General features: G+C 72.2%; 17 protein-coding genes and 2 tRNA genes. 10 read left to right on the forward strand and 9 right to left on the reverse strand.

From position 1 onward, the window contains the following. The first annotated feature begins 26 nt into the window (after positions 1-26). The 7 genes from ehuB (at position 27) to ACIBCM_RS17610 (ending at position 4,991) form a co-directional block, all read left to right on the forward strand. On the forward strand, positions 27-998 hold the full coding sequence (gene ehuB, locus ACIBCM_RS17580) for an ectoine/hydroxyectoine ABC transporter substrate-binding protein EhuB (protein WP_399244070.1): 972 nt from the start codon (positions 27-29) through the stop codon (positions 996-998). After that, complete coding sequence (ehuC, locus tag ACIBCM_RS17585) at positions 995-1,750, forward strand: ectoine/hydroxyectoine ABC transporter permease subunit EhuC (RefSeq protein ID WP_399244072.1); 756 nt, start codon at positions 995-997, stop codon at positions 1,748-1,750. Before ehuB ends, ehuC begins: the two co-directional genes overlap by 4 nt. Further along, positions 1,750-2,400, forward strand: a complete 651-nt coding sequence (gene ehuD, locus ACIBCM_RS17590; protein WP_399244074.1) for an ectoine/hydroxyectoine ABC transporter permease subunit EhuD — start codon at positions 1,750-1,752, stop codon at positions 2,398-2,400. Before ehuC ends, ehuD begins: the two co-directional genes overlap by 1 nt. Further along, positions 2,390-3,250 (forward strand): ectoine/hydroxyectoine ABC transporter ATP-binding protein EhuA, encoded by an 861-nt coding sequence (gene ehuA, locus ACIBCM_RS17595; RefSeq protein WP_399244076.1) that lies wholly within the window; start codon positions 2,390-2,392, stop codon positions 3,248-3,250. Before ehuD ends, ehuA begins: the two co-directional genes overlap by 11 nt. Before the next feature lie 216 nt (positions 3,251-3,466). Next, positions 3,467-4,225: an IclR family transcriptional regulator gene (locus ACIBCM_RS17600; RefSeq protein ID WP_399244078.1), complete on the forward strand. Its 759-nt coding sequence runs from the start codon at positions 3,467-3,469 to the stop codon at positions 4,223-4,225. A gap of 134 nt (positions 4,226-4,359) precedes the next feature. Next, positions 4,360-4,433 (forward strand) — tRNA-Lys (locus ACIBCM_RS17605). 123 nt (positions 4,434-4,556) lie between these two features. Continuing rightward, positions 4,557-4,991: an ester cyclase gene (locus tag ACIBCM_RS17610; RefSeq protein WP_399244081.1), complete on the forward strand. Its 435-nt coding sequence runs from the start codon at positions 4,557-4,559 to the stop codon at positions 4,989-4,991. Positions 4,992-5,090: 99 nt separating this feature from the next. Here ACIBCM_RS17610 and ACIBCM_RS17615 read toward each other — a convergent pair whose 3' ends face one another. From ACIBCM_RS17615 to ACIBCM_RS17630, 4 genes are all read right to left on the reverse strand, one after another. Beyond that, positions 5,091-6,809 (reverse strand): AMP-binding protein, encoded by a 1,719-nt coding sequence (locus tag ACIBCM_RS17615; RefSeq protein ID WP_399244083.1) that lies wholly within the window; start codon positions 6,807-6,809, stop codon positions 5,091-5,093. Between the two features lie 26 nt (positions 6,810-6,835). Then, complete coding sequence (locus ACIBCM_RS17620; RefSeq protein WP_399244086.1) at positions 6,836-7,423, reverse strand: lytic polysaccharide monooxygenase; 588 nt, start codon at positions 7,421-7,423, stop codon at positions 6,836-6,838. Positions 7,424-7,807: 384 nt separating this feature from the next. Further along, positions 7,808-9,049, reverse strand: a complete 1,242-nt coding sequence (locus ACIBCM_RS17625) for an SPFH domain-containing protein (protein ID WP_399244088.1) — start codon at positions 9,047-9,049, stop codon at positions 7,808-7,810. A 520-nt stretch (positions 9,050-9,569) separates the two neighbouring features. After that, the gene (locus ACIBCM_RS17630) at positions 9,570-11,138 is read right to left on the reverse strand and encodes a peptidoglycan-binding protein (protein WP_399244091.1); all 1,569 of its coding nucleotides are present in this window, start codon (positions 11,136-11,138) and stop codon (positions 9,570-9,572) included. 190 nt (positions 11,139-11,328) lie between these two features. On the opposite strand from ACIBCM_RS17630, the gene ACIBCM_RS17635 reads away from it, so the two are divergent. Next, a tRNA-Lys gene (locus ACIBCM_RS17635) sits at positions 11,329-11,402 on the forward strand. A gap of 167 nt (positions 11,403-11,569) precedes the next feature. On the opposite strand, the gene ACIBCM_RS17640 is transcribed toward ACIBCM_RS17635, so the two are convergent. The 5 genes from ACIBCM_RS17640 to ACIBCM_RS17660 all read right to left on the reverse strand — a co-directional run bounded on the left by ACIBCM_RS17640 (position 11,570) and on the right by ACIBCM_RS17660 (position 16,645). Then, complete coding sequence (locus tag ACIBCM_RS17640; protein WP_399244093.1) at positions 11,570-12,574, reverse strand: glycoside hydrolase family 6 protein; 1,005 nt, start codon at positions 12,572-12,574, stop codon at positions 11,570-11,572. Between the two features lie 478 nt (positions 12,575-13,052). Then, on the reverse strand, positions 13,053-13,856 hold the full coding sequence (locus ACIBCM_RS17645; protein WP_399244096.1) for a class F sortase: 804 nt from the start codon (positions 13,854-13,856) through the stop codon (positions 13,053-13,055). After that, positions 13,843-14,424 (reverse strand): hypothetical protein, encoded by a 582-nt coding sequence (locus tag ACIBCM_RS17650; RefSeq protein WP_399244098.1) that lies wholly within the window; start codon positions 14,422-14,424, stop codon positions 13,843-13,845. Before ACIBCM_RS17650 ends, ACIBCM_RS17645 begins: the two co-directional genes overlap by 14 nt. A gap of 278 nt (positions 14,425-14,702) precedes the next feature. Next, entirely contained in the window at positions 14,703-15,482 is a 780-nt protein-coding gene (locus ACIBCM_RS17655) for an HAD-IIA family hydrolase (protein ID WP_399244100.1), read from the reverse strand. A gap of 203 nt (positions 15,483-15,685) precedes the next feature. Then, positions 15,686-16,645, reverse strand: coding sequence for a hypothetical protein (locus ACIBCM_RS17660; RefSeq protein ID WP_399244102.1), 960 nt, complete (start codon positions 16,643-16,645; stop codon positions 15,686-15,688). A 452-nt stretch (positions 16,646-17,097) separates the two neighbouring features. On the opposite strand from ACIBCM_RS17660, the gene ACIBCM_RS17665 reads away from it, so the two are divergent. Next, positions 17,098-18,183: a Gfo/Idh/MocA family oxidoreductase gene (locus tag ACIBCM_RS17665; RefSeq protein WP_399244103.1), complete on the forward strand. Its 1,086-nt coding sequence runs from the start codon at positions 17,098-17,100 to the stop codon at positions 18,181-18,183. A gap of 111 nt (positions 18,184-18,294) precedes the next feature. Then, on the forward strand, positions 18,295-18,783 hold the full coding sequence (locus ACIBCM_RS17670; RefSeq protein WP_399244105.1) for a heme-degrading domain-containing protein: 489 nt from the start codon (positions 18,295-18,297) through the stop codon (positions 18,781-18,783). Positions 18,784-18,792 lie beyond the last annotated feature (9 nt).

Raw genomic sequence — 18,792 nt, forward strand, 5'->3', positions numbered from 1 at the left:
CATACGTTCCGGGTAGCCGCGCGACCATGGCCCGACCACAGGAGAGCAGACAGGACAGCACCGACCGAGACCGTACGGAGAGGGACGACACGGACCGGGGCGGCGCGACCGCGCGGCCCCGGCGGCTCAGACGCCGCTCGCTGCTCGCCGGAGCAGCGGCCCTCGGTGCCATGGGCGCCGTGGGCACGACCAGCGCGTGCAGCAGGGTCGCCACCGCGGACGCCGGCGACGGCGGACAGCTGCTGGAGCAGCTGCGCGCGAAGGGGACCGTACGGCTGGGCCTCGCGGGTGAGCAGCCGTTCGGCTATATCGGCAAGGACGGCGAGATGACCGGGTCCGCCCCCGTGATCGCCCGCAGGATCTTCAGGGAACTGGGCGTCGACGACGTACAGCCCTTCCCCACCGAGTTCGGCTCACTGATCACCGGCCTGAACTCGCTCCAGTTCGATGTCGTCGGCGCCGGGATGTACATCAACCCGGCCCGCTGCGAGCAGGTGATCTTCTCGGATCCCGAGTTCCAGATGCTCAGCGCGTTCATCGTGCGCAAGGGCAATCCGAAGAAGGTGCGGACGTACAAGGACGTGGCGGAGTCCGGGGCCAGGATGGCGACCGGGGTCGGGTACGCGGAGATCGAGTACGCGAAGGAGGCCGGGGTCGGAAGTGTGACGACCCTGCCCGACCAGCTCGCGGGGCTGCTCGCGGTGGAACAGGGCCGGGTCGATGTGTTCGCGGGCACGGCCGTGTCCGTGCGCAATGTCGTCGAGGGCAGCGACCGGGCCGAGGCGACGCCCGAGGTCACCCCCTTCCTGAAGGGCGAACCGGTCGTCGACGTCGGCGGCTTCGCCTTCCGCTCCCCCGAGACGACCCTGCGCGACGCCTTCAACCGCGAACTGCACAAGCTGAAGCGCAGCGGTGAGCTGCTGGAGCTGATGCGGCCCTTCGGCTTCGGTGAGGCGCAGATGACGACCATCACCGCCGAGGAGAAGTGCGCGCCATGAGCGAGATCACCCCGGGGCTGTGGGAGCTCCTTCTCAAGGGCGTGTGGATCACCGTCCAGCTGACCGTCCTCAGTGCCGCGTTCGCCGCCGCCGCCTCCCTGGTCATCGGGCTGGCACGGGCGCACCGGCTGTGGATCGTACGGTTCCTCGCGGGAGCCTACTTCGAGATCTTCCGGGGCACCTCCGCGCTGATCCTGATGTTCTGGATCTTCTTCGTGCTGCCGCTGGCCTTCGGCTGGCAGCTCGTACCGCTGTGGGCCGCCGTCCTCACCCTGGGCCTGACCTACGGCGCGTTCGGCTCCGAGGTCGTGCGGGGCGCGGTCGCCGCGGTGTCGCAGGGGCAGCGCGAGGCGGGCATCGCGCTGAACTTCACCCCCTGGCAGCAGCTGCGCAGGGTCGTGCTGCCACAGGCGTGGCCGGAGATGATCCCGCCGTTCAACAATCTGCTGATCGAGCTGCTGAAGGCGACGGCCCTGGTCTCCGTCATGGGCGTGTCGGACCTCGCGTTCGGGGCGTCGCTGGTGCGCAACGCGACCGGTGAAAGCGCTCCCGTGTACACGGTGATCCTCGTCATGTACTTCGTGCTCGCCTTCGTACTCACCCGGGGGATGCGCGCGCTGGAGCGGCAGGCGAAGGCCGGGCTCGGCCAGGAGCGGCCGGCCGGGCCGCTGTCCGGCCGGCTGCCGGGGCGTCCGTCCGGCCGCCGCGGGGCCCCTGCCGGAGCCGTGGAATCCGTGGGAGGTGAGCGCTGATGCAGTGGAACTGGTCCGCGGTCGAGGACTTCATGCCGCGCTTCTGGGACGGGCTGGCGGTCACCCTCCAGGCCCTGGTGCTGGGGGCGCTGCTCGCCTTCGCGCTCGGGCTCGTGTGGGCGCTGGCACAGCGCTCGCGGTTCGCCGTGGTGCGCTGGCCGGTGACGGCCGTCACCGAGTTCGTACGCAACACCCCGCTGCTGGTGCAGCTGTTCTTCCTGTACTACGTGCTGCCGGAGTGGGGTCTCACGCTCTCGGCGATGGTGACCGGGGTCGTCGGCCTCGGGCTGCACTACTCGACGTACACCGCCGAGGTCTATCGCGCGGGTATCGACGGGGTGCCGCGCGGACAGTGGGAGGCGGCGACCGCGCTGAGTCTGCCGCGCACCCGGGTGTGGGGCGCGGTGATCCTGCCGCAGGCGGTCCGCCGGGTGGCGCCCGCGCTCGGCAACTACGTCATCGCGATGCTGAAGGACACTCCGATGATCTTCGTCATCGGAGTGATGGACATGCTGGGCGAGGCCCGGCAGTTCGCGTCCCAGACCTTCCTGACGATCGAGGCGTTCACGGTCGTCGGCATCGCCTTCATCGCCCTGTCCTATCCGGCATCCCTTCTGATGCGAGCCCTGGAGCGTCGTCTTGTCCGCTGACAGCACCCTTCCCGAAGATCTCCAAGCCACCCCGGGCCCCGGGCCCCGGGCGGACTCCGCCGCCGGGCCGGCTGCCGCGGCCGGCCCGGTCGACCTGGTCCGTTTCGACGGCGTCACCAAGCGCTTCGGATCCCATACGGTCCTCGACTCACTGGACCTGTCCGTCCACCCCGGCAAGCACGTCACCCTCATCGGGCCGTCGGGGTCGGGCAAGACCACGATCCTGCGGCTGCTGATGACCCTGCTGAAGCCCGACGAGGGCACGATCAGGGTCGACGGCCGGTATCTGAACCTCGAGGAGAAGAACGGCACCCTCGTACCGGCGGGCGAACGGCATGTCCGGGAGGTGCGCAAGAACATCGGGATGGTGTTCCAGCAGTTCAACCTCTTCCCCCATATGAAGGTGCTGCGCAATGTCACCGAGGCGCCCGTGCAGGTGCTCGGGCTCTCCCGGGACGAGGCCGAGGAGCGGGGCCGGGAGCTGCTGGAGCTGGTCGGGCTCGGCGATCAGTGCGACGCGTATCCGACCAGGCTCTCGGGCGGCCAGCAGCAGCGCGTGGCCATCGCACGGGCGCTGGCGATGCGGCCGAAGGTCCTGCTCCTGGACGAGGTGACCTCGTCGCTGGACCCCGAACTGGTGGCCGGAGTGCTCGATCTGCTCCGGGACATCGCGCGCTCCACGGACATCACGATGCTCTGTGTGACCCATGAGATGAGCTTCGCCCGGGACATCTCCGACTGCGTGATGATGTTCGACCAGGGCAAGGTGATCGAATCCGGCCACCCCGACAGGATCTTCACCGAGCCCGAGCAGGAGCGGACCCGGGAGTTCCTGAGCGCGGTGTTGTAGGAGAGGCGGGGCACATCGGACCGGAGCCGGGATCACGTGCAATGACGCGTGAAATTGCAGCGCGGCCGATCTTGCCTCTGGCATATGCCAGAGAAATGATCCCAGCGTGCGGGCCTGATCTGCCCCGCCTTTCTCGCCAACCGCCGTACTTCCGACGGCTCTTGACCGCTATCGTGGTAAGGGAAGCTTGCGGTGACGACCTGCTAGGGGGAGACCGTGGCGCTGAGGCCCGAGCCGACCGTGCCGTTCCAGTCGGTGCAGTACGTTCTGCGCGTTCTGGAAACGATCTCCAGGCACTCCGGCGGCGTCACCGACGCCCAGATCGCCCGCGAGACCGGTCTGCCGGCCGGTCATCTGGCACCGCTGCTGACGATGCTGCGCCGCGAGGGCTACGCCGAGCAGCTCGCCGACGGCGCGTATGTGGTCGGTGACTCGCTGGTCCTCCTGGGCTCCGGGACCACCCGTCAGCGGACCATGGAGGACAAGATCCAGGAGGCCCTGGCGGAGCTGCGGGACTCGGTGGGCGCGGCGGTCTACGTCAGCCGGTACATCGACGGCGAGATCCGGGTCACGCAGTACGCGGACAGCCCGCGCACCCCCAAGGTCTACGAGTACGTGGACTTCCGCACCGCGGCCCACGCCAGCGCGATCGGCAAGTGTCTGCTGACCCAGCTCGACCGCAACGGCCGCCGCGACCATCTCTCCCGTCACAAGATCACCCGCTTCACCTCGCGGACGATCACCAGCGAGAAGCTGCTCTTCTCCAAGCTGGACAGCCAGCCGCCGACGGTCCCCGTCCTCGATCTCCAGGAGTACGCGGTCGGCACGGTCTGCGCGGCGGTCCCGCTGACCGCGGGCTCCTCGGTGGGCTGCCTCGCGCTCTCGATGCCCGTCGAGCACGCCCACCGGCTGCGCTCGGCCGCCGACGTCCTGAACCGCAAGGCCGCGCCCATGGTGCTGTCGCTGACCCTCTAGAGCACTAGCGCGGGTGAACGTTTCCGGTCCACCGCCCCGCCGACGCGCGGGTCGCCCAGCACCGGCCACTCGCGCGGAGACCGGGTGTCCGGCCCGGAGCACCCGCCGGGACCAGGTACTCTTTAGGTCACCAGGCGCCGCTAGCTCAGTTGGTTAGAGCAGCTGACTCTTAATCAGCGGGTCCGGGGTTCGAGTCCCTGGCGGCGCACAGCTGATCATCCGAGGCGTTCCGGTCATCCGGGACGCCTCGGATGCGTTTGCGGGGCGGTCGGCCCGGGGGTTTTCTGGAGGGGTGACCCGAGTGTCCGGCCGGACTCTCTCAGGAGGCGGGATGAGCGCCGAAGAGAACATGCAGCTGATGCAGACCCTCGACGATGCCTGGAACGCACAGGACTGGGACACCTTCGACGCCCGCCACACCCCGGACACCGTCGTGTACTGGCCGGGCCAGGCCGAGCCGACCCGCGGACGGCACGACCACCGGGCCGAGGCGGTGGAGTTCTTCCGGACCTTCCCGGACAACCGGGTGGCGAACAGGCCGTACAAGGTGCTCCTGGCCCAGGGCGAGTGGACCTGCTCCATAGCGCGCTTCACCGGGACCATGACCGGACCGATGCGGGGCCCCGGCGGTGAGATCCCGCCGACGGGCCGGGCCTTCGCGGTGGACTTCTGCACGGTGGCGCACTGGGTGGACGGGCGGATCGCCGAGGAGAACCTCTTCTACGACCTCATCGGGCTGATGCAGCAGATCGGCCTGAACGACTGAGGGTCCCCGCGCGCTGTACGAGGGCTTCCGGACCGGGGGCGCGGGCCGGTCTCCGGGCCAGGGGCTGAGGACCGCACACATACAGGACCGGCCCGGACCTCAGCGGTTCAGCAGGTCCTCGCGGCCGTGGTCCGCGTACTCCGCCTCCAGCGCGCTCACGTCCCCGGCGGTCAGCGGCCGGTAGGCGCTCTCCCCCGCCGGACGCCACCAGACCGGGTCCTCGCAGCGGAAGCCCTCCCGCCGCAGCCCGACGCGGTGGATCTTGTTGGTGGCGGTGACCGGGAGTTCCCGTACGACCCTGATGAAGCGCGGGGCCATCTTCGTCCCCAGGTCCGGCTGGGACGCCAGGAACGCGGCGAACGCGGCGGGGTCGAAGCCGTCCGGCCCGGCGGCGCCGCCGGGACCGCCGGACCGGAGGGCGAGCGCGGCCATCACCTGGTCCCCGGCGACCGGGTCGGGAACCGCGTAGACGGCCACGGCCGCCGCCTCGCCCCAGCGGGAGAGGATGCTCTCGACGACGGCGGCGGCGAGGTTCTCACTGTCCACGCGCAGCCGGTCGTCGGTACGGCCCGCGAAGTAGAGGAAGCCCTGGGTGTCCCGGAAGAAGAGGTCGCCGGTCCAGTACCAGCCACCGCGTCTGCGGGCCTCCTCGGCCTCGGGATGGCGCCAGTACCCCTCGAAGGGGTTCGGCCCCCGGTTGACCAGCTCCCCTATCGCCTCGGCTCCGTTCAGCAGCCGTCCGCCCCCGGAGAGCACCGCCGTCGCGCGCTCCTCGCCCGTGTCGGGGTCGACGACCGCGAGGTCGTCGCCCGGGGCCGCCCTGCCGATCGCCCCGGCCGGGGTGTCGGCCGTGTGCTGGATCGCCGCGCCGCCCTCCGAGGAGCCGTAGCCCTCGACCAGCCGGGCGCCGAAGCGGGCCTCGAAGCGGGCGGCGTCCACGGCCCCCGCCTCCGTGCCGAAGCCGAGCCGCAGCGGATGGTCCCGGTCGTCCGGCCGCTCGGGCGTGGCCAGCAGATACTGCACCGCCCGGCCCACATAGGTGAAGTACGTCGCCCCGAACTCCCGTACGTCGTCGAGGAACCCGGACGCGGAGAAGCGGGCGCGCAGGGCCACCCCCGCACCGGCCGCGACCGCCGGGGCCCAGTCCGCGATGACGGCGTTGCCGTGGAACATCGGCATACAGATGTAGTGGACGTCGTCCCGGCGCACCCCGAAGTGCCCCGCCAGGGACGCGCCCGCCGCGGCGAGCCGCCCCTGGGTGCAGATCGCCGCCTTGGGCGCGCCGGTCGACCCGGAGGTGAAGTAGAGCAGCATCCGGTTGCCCGGCCCGACCGGCCCGAGCACGGCCTCGCCGGGCACGGCGTCCGCGTAGGGGGCGAGGAGTTCGCCGTACGCCTCGGTGTCGGTCACCAGCACCCGTACGCCCGGCAGGTCGAGCCCGTCGAGCAGGGGAAGGCGGGCGCGTTCGGTGACCAGCACCCGGCATTCGGTGTGCAGGATGTCGCGTGCGAGTTCCGCCCCGCGCCGGGTGGGGTTGATGCCGGCGACGGCGGCCCCGGCCAGGGCCGCCGCGCTGAGCCACAGGGGGAACTCCGGGGTGTTGTCGAGCAGCACCCCGAGATGCGGCTCCGCCCCGCGTGGCACCAGGTCCACGAGGAGCGCGGCCCGTGCGGCCGCGCCGGAGGCGACCTGGTGGTGGCTGAGGACCCGGCTCCGGTCCCTCAGCCCCACCCGGTGGTCACCCCACTGGCGCTGTACGAGCTCCGCGACCGTTGCCGTACCGGTGGTCCGTGTACCTGCCGTACCCAGGTGTCCCATGGAGCCGCACGGTAACTGACATTACGTCAGAACTGAACGTCCGAGCAGGCGTAGAACGCGTTCGGGGTGTCGTGAACGGTCCACACCGCCAGGATGACGTGCTTGCCCGAGCGGGCGGGGAGTTTGCCGGAGTGCGAGAGCGTCTCCGGCGGCTGGACACCGCCGTAGGGGACGGTCAGGAACGGCTGGGACTCCAGCGCGGCCCTGGTGAGCTTCTGGCTGGGGTTCCAGCCGGGCTTGGTGATGAAGTACTTGAAGTCCGTGGCGCGATGCCGTGCCGTGAAGCGCCAGGTGAACGTGTAGTTCTGGCCGGAGTTGACCTGGGTCGCGGGCCAGTTTCCGCCGCGCGGGTCGTCGAGCTGCGAGAAGCGGCCGTTGCCGCCCGCGCAGATCGCTCCGTCGGCGGGACCCGCGGCCGGGAAGCCCTTCAGACCCTCGACGCTCTGGGCCTCCCACTGGATGTCGCCGCAGTTCGGCACCGTCCGGTTGGCACAGAGCTTCTGGCGGCTGATCGGTGAATCGGTGTATCCGTGGCTGCTCGCGCTGCCCGTGGCGATGACGGTGGTGCCGGCCACGACGAGGCCGACAGCGGCAGCGGTGATCTTTTTGCGCATGCTTCGCTCCAGGGAACGTGGGGGAGTTCAATGAGCCTTACTGCACGCGTGCGTGTCGTTCGGTGCATCTGCGCGTGATGCCGTGGGGGTGGTCCCGGGCGCTCCTTCTGCGCCATTTTCAGGTCTAGACCAACTCCCAATGTATTGACCAAAGTTCACCATGTCCAGACCAAAGGCCGAAGCTTCCCTTGACAGGGCGGCCGAACTCCCCAGCCCTCCGGAATTACCCATTCCGTTCCATGGTGGCGACACCCCGGACAGCCCTCGGCACGCTGCTCCCCGCCGGTCCCGCCGACGCCGGTCCACCGCCGGTCCCCCGCCGGTCGCGGGACCGGCCGGAGGATCGGTCAGGGATGGGTCAGGGGATCCGTCCCGGGACGGCCCTCAGCCGTCCGTCCCGCCCGAACGGCCCGTGTAGAAGGCCACCGTGAGGTCCTTCACCAGGGCCTTGCGCTCGTAGTCGTCGAGTTCGACCAGCCCGCGCGAGGTCAGCCGGGTGACCGTGTCGTCCACCGCGTCCACCACCGAGGTCAGAACGCTGTCCCGGTGCTTGGCGTCGATCGCCGCCACCCGGCGGCGCAGCATCGCGGCGGCGACCTCCGGCGCGTACTCGATCGCCGTCGGCTGCGCCGAGAAGATCTCGATCCCCACCGGCGCGCACTCGGCCGACAGCATCCGGGTGAGCGCGTCCCCCACCGCCTCGGCGTCCCGCAGCGTCGGAGCGTCCTCGGGAGCGGAGGTGAGGCCGGACGGGGACGGGGCCTCGGCGGGCAGCTGCGAGAGGACCCTCGCCATCGCCGACTCCACCTGCTCGGTCAGATACACCTCGTGGTCCTTGACCCCGAGCACCGCCTTCGCGGTGTCCTTCACCCGCCACACCACCAGGACGACCACGCGCAGCGCCGTACCGTCCGCGTCCACGGCGGGCATCGGCCGGCTGCGCCAGTGCCGCAGCCGCACATCCACCCGGCGGCGGAGCAGCAGCGGGCTGATCCACATCAGTCCCGTACGCCGTACCGTCCCCCGGTACTCCCCGAAGAGCGTGACCACCCAGGCGTGTCCGACCTGCCCGCGCCCGATACCGCCGAGGGTGAAGACCGCGAGGACCACACAGAAGGCGATCAGGGACCACAGCCCGATACCGAGACCGTCGTACGGGGACGGGGTGAACCCCAGCGTCCGGGTGACCACGGCGGGCAGCACCCCCGCGCCCCACAGCACGGCGCCGATCCCGGTGATCGCGCACGCCCCGGCGATGACCCCGGTCCAGCCGGGCAGCGCCGGGCCGGGCCGCTCCGCGATCCCGGGGTCGGCGGGCGGCGCGGACCTGGGCGGGGCGGGGGGCAGTGGTCGTGCCTTCGCCGCCGGACGCGGGCCGGCGGCGGACGCCTTGGACCCGGCGGCCGGCGGGCGCGGCCCGACGCGCGGCTGCTCGCCCGTGCCCAGCCGCCGCGACACCACCGCCGGGCGCAGCGGGATCGGCTGGGACGGGCCGCCCGGGAAGTCGTCGCGGAAGAGGAGGTGCACCGGGATTTCGGTGGTGGCCTCCGGAGCGATGACCGGGGTGTGCCGGGGTACGTCGGAGGGCGAGCTGCCGCCCTCCGGCTCCGAGGTGGTGGTGTTCATGGCTTCTCCCGCCTCCGCTGTTGGTTCGAAGCTGCCCGTGAGGGGCGAAGCTGCCGTGGATCACTGCGCATGGGCCGCCGTCCGTTGAACCGCCGTCCGTTGGGCCGCGGCCCTGGAGCCGCGGTCCGGGATTCGCCGCCGGGAGCATCCGTCCGGGAGCGGCCGGCCCGAAAGCCGCCGCCCCGGATCTGCTGCCCGGGAGCCGCCGTTCCGGACCGGCCCCGCGCCCGTGCGCCGCTGACCGTGAGCCGCTACCGGGCGGTCACGGCCCATGGGTCGAAGCTGCCGTGGTGCTGGGCCGTACGCCGGAGGGCGCGCCCGGTCGTACGGCCGGGCCCGGGACCTGTCACCCGACCGGTCGGCAGCCGGTCACGGGCCCTCACCCCGCCGGTGAGCGGCCGGGGCGTCCGGCGGGTGACCGGCCGGGTCGTCCGGCCGAGGCTGTACCGGGCCTCCCGGCCGGTGCCGTATCCCTCGTCCGGCCGGTGGCCCGGCCCGGCTTCCGGCCGGTGAGAACCGGTCACTTGGCGAAGAGCCGCTTCCAGGTCTCCGGCCCCGGATAGCCGTCGGCCTCCGCTCCCCGCCAGCCCTGGGCCCGCTGGAACGCCTCGACATTGCGCCGGTCCGCCTCGCCCCAGCGCGGGCTGGGACCGGTGCTGTAGTACTTGCCGAAGCCCCGCTTCACCAACTGCTGCCCGAGCTGGGTGACATACGCGCTGGACCGCCCGGGCCGGAAGTGGGAGGCCCCCGGGAACGGCGGCGCGACCACACCCGACTCGGCGCCGGGCTTGGCGACGGGCTTCGGCTTCGGCTTGGGCTTCGGGGCGGGCTTGGCCGGCTGCGCGGCGGGGATGTTCTTGCCCTTCCCGGTGACCAGCAGTTTCCAGGTGTGCGGCCCCGGATAGCCGTCGGCCTCGGCGCCCTTCCAGCCCTGGGCCTTCTGGAACGCCTGGGTGGCCTTGCGGTCGGCCTCGCCCCAGCGCGGCCCCGGCCCCTGGGAGTAGAAGCGCTTGCCACCGCGCTTCACCAGCATCTGGCCGAGCCTGGTCACATGTTTGTTGTTCGCGCCCGGCCGGAAGGAGGACGCGCCCGGATAGGAGTCGGGGTTGGTCGGCCCCGGAGTGGTCGCGGTGGTGACGCCCTTGTAGCGGTACGCCACGTACTTGCTGGAGTTGACCCAGTACGCGATGGGCGTGGCCTGCTTGCGGGTGGCGGGCTTGGTCTGCTCGTACGCCACGTAGTAGGTGCGGGTGTAGTCGGTCCAGCCGCCGAAGATCGTGGCGTGGGAGCCCTTGGTGGGGCTGGCCGGGTTGTGGAAGAGCAGGATGTCACCGGGCTGGAGCTGGTCACGGCTGATCCGGGTGGCGAACCGCGCCAGGCTGCCCGTCCACTCGTTGGTCTTCAGGCCCCACGCCATCGAGATATAGCCCGAGCAGTCCTGGCGGTACCCGTCCGACCAGTACTTCGACATGCTGTACGGGACCTTGGCGTTGACCCACTTCTTGGCGCGGTTGATGATCTCCGCCCGGGTCGTCTTCGGCGTGCTGACGGCCGCCGGGGCGGCGGAGGGACCGGCCAGCGGGCGGCCGTGGAGCGCGCCTCTGCCGCCCTGTTCGTTGTCGGGGTCGGTGGTACCGGCCGGGGTGGCCCGGATCCCGGGGCCCGTACCGTAGGCGCCTGCCCCACTGCCGCCGGTGCCGGCAGCGCCGCTGCGGGCATCCCCGCCGGACGCGGAACCCGGCCCCGGATCCCGGCCCGAGCCCGCGCCCTGGTCCGAGCCCGCGCCCGAACTCCGATTGGGGCCCGTGCCGGTGCCCGTGCCCCGGTCGGAGCCCGGAATCGCGCCCGGCCCCGGACCGGGCCGGTCCACCAGGCCCACCGGACCGGTGCCGTGTTCCACCGCCCCCGCCACTCCGGTCGCCCCGCCCCCGCCGAGTACCACGCCCGCCGCCGTGAACAGCACGAGCGCGCGCCGGCAGCCGTGGGCCGCCGGGTGCCCCCCGGCCGCGAGCGCCCGTCGCCGCTGGACACACCCCGTGCAGTCACAGTCCCCGGCGGGCTCGTACTCCTCGAATACCGGCACCGTCATTCCAGGCCCCTCCGCCCATCTGAAGATCGTCCGGGGTTCCAGCACGGACACCCGCACCCACCCCATTTGCCCTAACTCGATGCAGTTTGACCTATAAAAGGTACAAAACGACCATCCGACAGGCCGGGAGCGGTCACATAAATGGTCGGGAGCACGCTCGCCGGTCCGGTAGAGTTCTCCAGGTCAGCACGCGCCGCTAGCTCAGTTGGTTAGAGCAGCTGACTCTTAATCAGCGGGTCCGGGGTTCGAGTCCCTGGCGGCGCACGTGCGATCGAGGCCCCTCGTCACCGGTTCACCGGCGAGGGGCCTCGATCTGTCGAGACCCTGCGAGACCCCGCCGGGGCTCCGTCGGAGAGAGCGGCCCGGGTGGGCGCGGGGACCCTGCCCGGCCCGGGACGCAGGGCTTCTGCCCGGCCCGGGACGCGGGGCTCCTACCCGGCCTCGCGGGCAAGACCGAGGGCGTACTCGGGCCACCACTCCCCCGCCCCGGGCCCGCCCCGGCACTCGCCGTCCGACTCCCCCGGGGGCTTGATCCACAGATAGGCGTCGACCAGCGGATCGCCCGTCTTCACGGTCGGCGGCTCACCGAGCGCACGGCCGGGCGGATTGCACCAGCTCTCACGGGGGTCGCCCGCGGTCGGCGCGCCGTTGCCGTTGCGCCCGGTGTCGACGACGAAGTGCTTGCCCCCGACCAGGGCGGAAAGCCGATGGCCGAAATCCACCACGGCTCCGGTCGGATGGAAGTTGGACACATTCGCGGAGAAGCCATCGGCCCTGCCGATACCGGCCCGCAGAAGCGGTTCGCGGAGCCGGTCGGGCGTGATCCAGCCCGGGTGGCCCGCGTCCAGATACACCGTGGTCCCCGGCTGCCGCTTCAGCCGCTCGACCGCTCCCCTGAGCAGCTCGTACCGCTCTTGGCGCAGTTCCCGGGGGAGACAGCCGTCCACCAGATGCGGTACGGCGTCGGGCTCCAGGATCACCGTGACCCGTCTGCCGCCGATGGCCCGGGCCACGCCGTCGACCCAGGCCCGGTACGCGGCTGCGTCGGGTGCCCCGCCCGCCGAGTACTGCCCGCAGTCCCGGTGGGGGATGTAGTACAGGACCAGCAGCCCGTCCCGGCCCGCCCGCGCGGCCTGATCCGTATACGCCCTGACGTCCGCCGCCGAATCGTCCGAGCCCGCCCACCGTGCCACCGGCCGGCTCGCGATCCGCCGGATCAGCCGGGCCTTCGCGTCGTCCCCCTCGGCGATATGGTCACGGACCTGCTGCCAGGCCCTGGCACCCGGGTCGGACCAGTAGGGGACGGTCTCCACGGGCGGCCGCCCGGGGCCCGCCGTGGTGCCGCCGCCCTCGCCCGGGGCGCACGCGGAGAGCGCCAGCAGGGCGCCGAGCACCCCGGCCCGCGCCCCCGTCCGCCGGGACCGACTCCCGTACATCCAGCTCCCCCTCGGCCGCCCGGACCGCCGCTCATCCTGGCACAGCGGGCGGGGAGCGTGGCCGGGGCGAAGGCGGATGGCCACTTCTCGCCGTACCGCGAAAACACCGCTGGGCGGGGCCCGTTCACCGTTCTAGAGTGGCGGGGTCGGCCACCGGCCCCGGCTCGGACACGACACCGGTCCCCGGCGTGGAGGCACCTCCGGTTCCCGGCGTGGACCCGATACGACCACCACCGGACCTCCCGTACCGGCGCGGGCTTCTCCCGCGGCCCGCGCCTCTGGCGGTTGAGGACCGGCCCGGCCGGCGGCTCCCGGGGGAGCGGGTCGTCGGCCGGGCCCGGTCGCGGAAGGACCCGTCTCTCCGGCCGGTGGGATCCTCCGATCCGGCCCTGCGCGTGGCCCTCCGTACGGCGACCGCGCCCCTGGCCGTGCGGCTGCGGTTCGGCTCCGTACGGCCCGGCTGCGTACTGCGCGGCTCCTACACCTTCGAGGCCCGGGCCGGTTCCGTCACCTTTCCGGACCCGGCCGGCTCCGTCACCTTCCGGGCCCCGGCCTCGCCCTTGGCCCTGTGGGACTCCCCGTCCCCCTCCGCCCTCCGGGACCCGGCCTCGGCTGGCCCGCTCACCCCCGTCAGATAGGCGGAGACGACCACATTGGCCGTGTACGCGCCGATCCGCCGGTCGAAGGTCCCCCCGCAGGTGATCAGCCGCAGCTCGGCCCGCCCGTGCCGGTGCGGCCCGTATACCTTGCGGGCGTCGAAGCGCTTCCGGTCGAAGACCTGGACATCGTCGATCGTGAACTCGGCGACCGAGCCGTCGCGCCTGGTCACGCGCACCTTCTCACCGGTACGGGCGGAGCTGAGCCCATAGAAGACGGCAGGCCCGGTCCTGGTGTCCACATGGCCCACGAGCAGGGACGCCCCGGGTGCGCCCGGATGCGTACCCCCGCCGAACCAGCCGACCTTCCGGGGAGTCGCGTACGCCGGCGGATCGACCGCGCCCGTGCCGTCCAGGCCCCGCCGGACCACGGCAGCGGCGATCCCCAGCGACGGTACGTCCACACGCCGGGGCTCGGCGGGCCCCACCGGTGTGTGCGCGGGCGGCAGCGGCACCCCGGGCGGGCGGCCGACCGCCGCGACATCCCCGATGGTGGGCGCGGAGTCGCTCCCCGGTCCGCCGGCGATGTCCGGACCCCAGTGCGAGAGGCCGAGCAGGAGTATCGCCGACGCGACCCCGGTGGCCAGCCTGCCGACGTTCGGGGAGCCGCCGTCAGTGGTGGACATGCCCGTCGGCGTCCGGACGCCGTCGGCGGCGCGTGCTGCGCACGGCGACGGTGACCGCTGCGGCACCCGCGAGCACCAGCCCGACCACGGCGTGCCGGGTGCCGGGACCCGTACCCTCGCCGACCTCGTGCCCGGTGGCGAGCGCGGCCGTGCCACCGCCTCCCGCGCGGACCGGGGCGTAGGGCGTCGGCCCGCCGTCACGGGCCGAACGGCCTCCCACGACCCTGATCGATGTCTTGGTGATGTGGCCGTGCCCGTCGCAGATCACCTTGACGATCTGGGGTCCTGACACGGCGTCGTCACTGACCCGGCCGCGCGCGACCAGGGATCCCCCGCCGCCGCTCCGGTTCGCACCGTCGTCCGGGAAGAGTTCGGCGCCCGCCGCGAACGCCTTGGTCTTGGCGGCACCGGTGGTGTCCTTGCACCCCCGCACCCGGATCACCACCTCCTCGCCGGCGGAGGCTTCGGCGGGTTCGACGGTGGCGGAGACGGAATCATGGGCGTATGCGGCGGTGACGGCCGGTGCCACGACCAGGGCCGCGGGTCCGAGGGCAAGACCGACAGCCACCCCGACTGCACGGAAAGTAAGGAATGGTGAACGCATAGTGAACCTCCTGATACCGAAAGATTCACGCGCGCGTACCGGTTCCGCATCCGCAGTGCGGCCAAACGCCTCGTATCGTGCGCCGGTTGCGCGCGATACGAGGCGTAGGGGTGAGGCGGGGGGCGCGATCCGGTGACCGGATCCCTTCGACCCGTCAGATCCCTTCGACTGATCGGATCCACCCCACCGGTCGGATCCGCCCGGCCGGTGAGAGGTGCCGGCCGGTGAGCGGTGCCGACCGGTCAGATCCGCTCGACGAGATCGGCGATGGAGTCGACGATCGTGGACGGGCGGAACGGATAGCGGTCGATGTCCGCCTGTCCGGTCACCCCGGTCAGAACGAGGAAGGTCTCCATGCCCGCCTCCAGCCCGGCGAGCACGTCCGTGTCCATCCGGTCGCCGATCATCGCGCTCGTCTCGGAGTGCGCGCCGATGGCGTTCAGCCCGGTCCGCATCATCAGCGGATTGGGCTTGCCCGCGAAGTACGGGTCCTTGCCGGTCGCCTTGGTGATCAGCGCGGCGACCGACCCGGCGGCGGGCAGCGGCCCCTCCGTCGAGGGGCCGGTCTCGTCCGGGTTGGTGCAGATGAACCGGGCGCCGGAGTCGATCAGGCGGATCGCCTTGGTGAGGGCCTCGAAGCTGTACGTACGGGTCTCGCCGAGCACCACGTAGTCGGGGTCGTGATCGGTGAGGACATAGCCGATGTCGTGCATCGCGGTCGTCAGACCGGCCTCGCCGATGACATACGCCGTACCGCCGGGACGCTGGTCGTCCAGGAACTGCGCGGTGGCCAGCGCGGAGGTCCAGATGTTCTGCACGGGCACGTCCAGACCCATGCGGGCGAGCCGTGCGTGCAGATCGCGGGCGGTGTAGATGGAGTTGTTGGTCAGGACGAGGAAGGGCTTGCCGGTGTCCCGGAGCTTCCTGATGAAGGCGTCGGCGCCCGGGATCGGCACACCCTCGTGGATCAGGACACCGTCCATGTCGGTGAGCCAGGATTCGATCGGTTTGCGCTCTGCCATCAGTCGGGACTCCTGCCGTGCGCGGCGTACGGAACGGATGCGTACGCGGTGTGCTGGGACGCCGGAGGCACGGCCCTGTGGCCCCGACACCAACAGCCTAGTCAGGAAGGTGAGCGCGGGGACCGGGCGGGGCGGGACGGGCTGCTGGCGGCAGTGGGTCAGGGCGTTGCCCCCGCCTGGCGGGAGGTCCGCGCCGGGGTCCCTCAGCCGCGGGCCGCGCGGAGCCGCCGGGAGAGCACGACGAGCCCGGCACCCCCCGCCAGGACCATGCCGAGGGCGGCTCCGAGGCGGAGAAGGGAGCCGGGGCCGGTGGTGGCGAGTTCGTCGTGGGTGACGGTCGCGCCGGCGCCGTAGTCCTTGAGGACGGCGAAGCGGTAGTCGCGGGACTCCCCCACCCAGTCGCCGTCGTCGCCGTGGCGCTGGACGACGGCCGCGTTCACGGTGACCTGGTTGGGCGGGGTGTCGGCGGTGAGCGCGAGGCGGACCCTGACGCTGACGGTGGAGCGGCCCTCGACGGTGAACCCGCTGCCTCCCGTACGGTCCCGGGCCTGCCCGTCGGACCGGTCGTCGCGCTGGGGTCCGCCCTGCCGCCCGGGCCGGGTCCCGGCCGCCGGGGTGCCTCCGGCCGCCGGTCCGCTCCGGGTGCCCAGGATGGCGACGACCTCGTCCTCGGAGGTGCTCTCCAGTTCGGCGGGCCGCCAGCGGGCCACACCCTCGTCGTAGTACTCCAGCATGATCCTGGCCACCGTGAGCCCCCGGTCCCGGCCCGCGAACACGATGACCGGATGGATCTCCCCGCAGGTCCGGTCGGTGGTGTTGGTCAGATCCACGGACCAGTGCTCGAAGCCGCCGCCGGGATAGTGCACGGACGGGCCCCCGTGGATCCGGGTGTCGATCGGGAAGTCCCGGCCGGCCGCGCTGCCGCAACCGGCCTCCTCGGGGGCGGCCGTGCGAGTGGCCGTACCGGTGACGGTACCGGCGGGGGCGGCCCCGCCGGCCGAGGGCGCGCTCACCGGAGAACCGTGGGCGGTGCCCGGGCCGGGGAAGCCCGACCCGGTCGTGGTGGGCCTGTGGGCGCCCGGCACGGCGGACGCGGCGGCGGACGCCCCGGCCAGAACGGTGGCCGCGGTGACGCCGACGACGAGGGCATGACGCAGTCGCATGGTTGATCGATGACCTTTGCTGCTCGGCTGCTGCGGGAGGCGGGGGGCGTCGGGCGAGACGCTGCCACGCGCGGACGCGGACGGGCGGGCGCCACGTCCGTCGGGCGGCAGAACAACCGGGCAAGTGCGCTCCTTCAGCGTATTGTCCGATGAGCATTCCGGTTCTGGGGCCCTGGCGCGGCCCGCCGCGGAGCACTGGGCCGGGCCGCGGATGCGGACGCGGTCACCACCGCGAGGGCTGTCCTCAAACACCGGACGGGCTGGAATTGCCCGCCCACCACCGCAAGGCGAACGGTCACCACCGCGAGGGCAGTCCTCAAACAGCGGACAGGGTGGAAAGACCAACCCCGCGCCGCCGTCCTCAGAAGTCGGGCTGCTGGAGCTGCCCGCGCCGGCGTGCGCCTCCGCGCGTCAGCCTGCGCCTGGGACAACACCGTTGCTTTAGTGGGGTCATGACTGGCACCGGCACCCCCTTGCGCGTCGGACTCATCGGCTACGGCCTCGCGGGCTCCGTCTTCCACGCCCCGCTGATCGCCGCCACCGAGGGACTGGTCCTCGACACGGTCGTCACCTCGAATCCCGAGCGGCGGGAGCGGGCCCTCACCGAGCACCCGGGCGTACGTCTGGCCGACGGGCCCGGGGAGCTGTGGGCCCGGGCGGAGAAGCTGGACCTCGTGGTCGTCGCCTCCCCCAACAAGACGCATGTCCCGCTCGCCGACGCCGCACTGGACGCGGGCCTCGCGGTCGTCGTGGACAAGCCGCTCGCCGCCACCGCCGCCGAGGCGCGCGCCCTCGCCGCACGGGCCGCCGAGCGGGGCCTGCTGCTCTCCGTCTTCCAGAACCGCCGCTGGGACAACGACTTCCTCACCCTCGCCCGTGTCCTTGAGGACGGCGAGCTGGGTGACGTACACCGTTTTGAATCCCGCTTCGAACGCTGGCGGCCCCGGCCCAAGGGCGGCTGGCGTGAATCCGGCGATCCCGGGGAGATCGGCGGTCTGCTGTACGACCTCGGGAGCCATCTCGTCGACCAGGCCCTGACCCTGTTCGGCCCGGCGGCACGGGTGTACGCGGAGTCGGACATACGCCGTCCGGGCGCCGGGGCCGACGACGACACGTTCATCGCGCTCACCCACGCGAACGGCGTCCGCTCCCATCTCTACATGAGCGCCGTCGCGGCCCAGCTCGGCCCGCGGTTGCGGGTACTGGGCTCGCTCGCCGGCTTTGTGAAGTACGGGCTCGATCCCCAGGAGGCCGCCCTCCGCGAAGGGAAACGTCCGTCGCCCGGTACGGCGTGGGGCGTGGAGGACGAGTCACTGCGGGGCAGGATCGGTGCCGGAGAGTCCCCGGCGACCGGCGGTGGCCTCGCGGTCGCGACCGTGCCGGGCGACTATCCGGCGTACTACCGGGCCGTCGTCCGTGCGCTGCGCGACGGGACGCCCCCTCCGGTCACCGCCGGCGAGGCCGCCGCCGCGCTGGACGTCCTGGAGGCGGCACGGCGCTCGGCCCGGGAAGGCGTCACGGTGGAGGTGTCCGTATGACGGGGCAGGAGATGACCGGGCAGGAGATGACCGGCCGAGAGATGACCAGGCACGCGCTGACCGAGCAAGGATGACCGGGCAACAAGAGATGACCAGGCAAGAGGTGTCGCCATGACCACGCAACCGTCCGTCGGGGAACTCGTCGACCAGGAGAGCCGCCTCACCCTCCGCCGCTTCACCCACGCGGACGCATGGGCGCTCGGCAGCATGCTGGTCGAGATGGCGAATCTGCGCGAGGCGCCCGTCGCCATCGACATCCGCCGGAACGGGCAGCAGCTCTTCCATGCCGCGCTGCCGGGTTCGAGCCCGGACAACGACGCGTGGATCGACCGCAAGCGCCGGGTCGTCGAGCGGTACGGCGAGAGTTCCCTGCTCGTCGCGGCCCGCCATCACGCGAAGGGCACCACCTTCGAGGAGACGGCCCGCCTCTCCCCCATGGCCTACGCGGCCCACGGCGGTTCCTTCCCCCTCGCGGTGGAGGGCGCCGGTGTGATCGGCTCGGTCACCGTCGCCGGTCTCCCCTCGCTGGAGGACCACGCGATGGTGGTCGAAGCCCTCACCCGCTTCCAGACCTCGGCCGCCGCCCCCTCGGGCGTCTAGGGCAAGACC

Origin of the sequence: Streptomyces sp. NPDC051018, from assembly GCF_044456085.1 — a bacterium.
GTDB lineage: Bacteria > Actinomycetota > Actinomycetes > Streptomycetales > Streptomycetaceae > Streptomyces.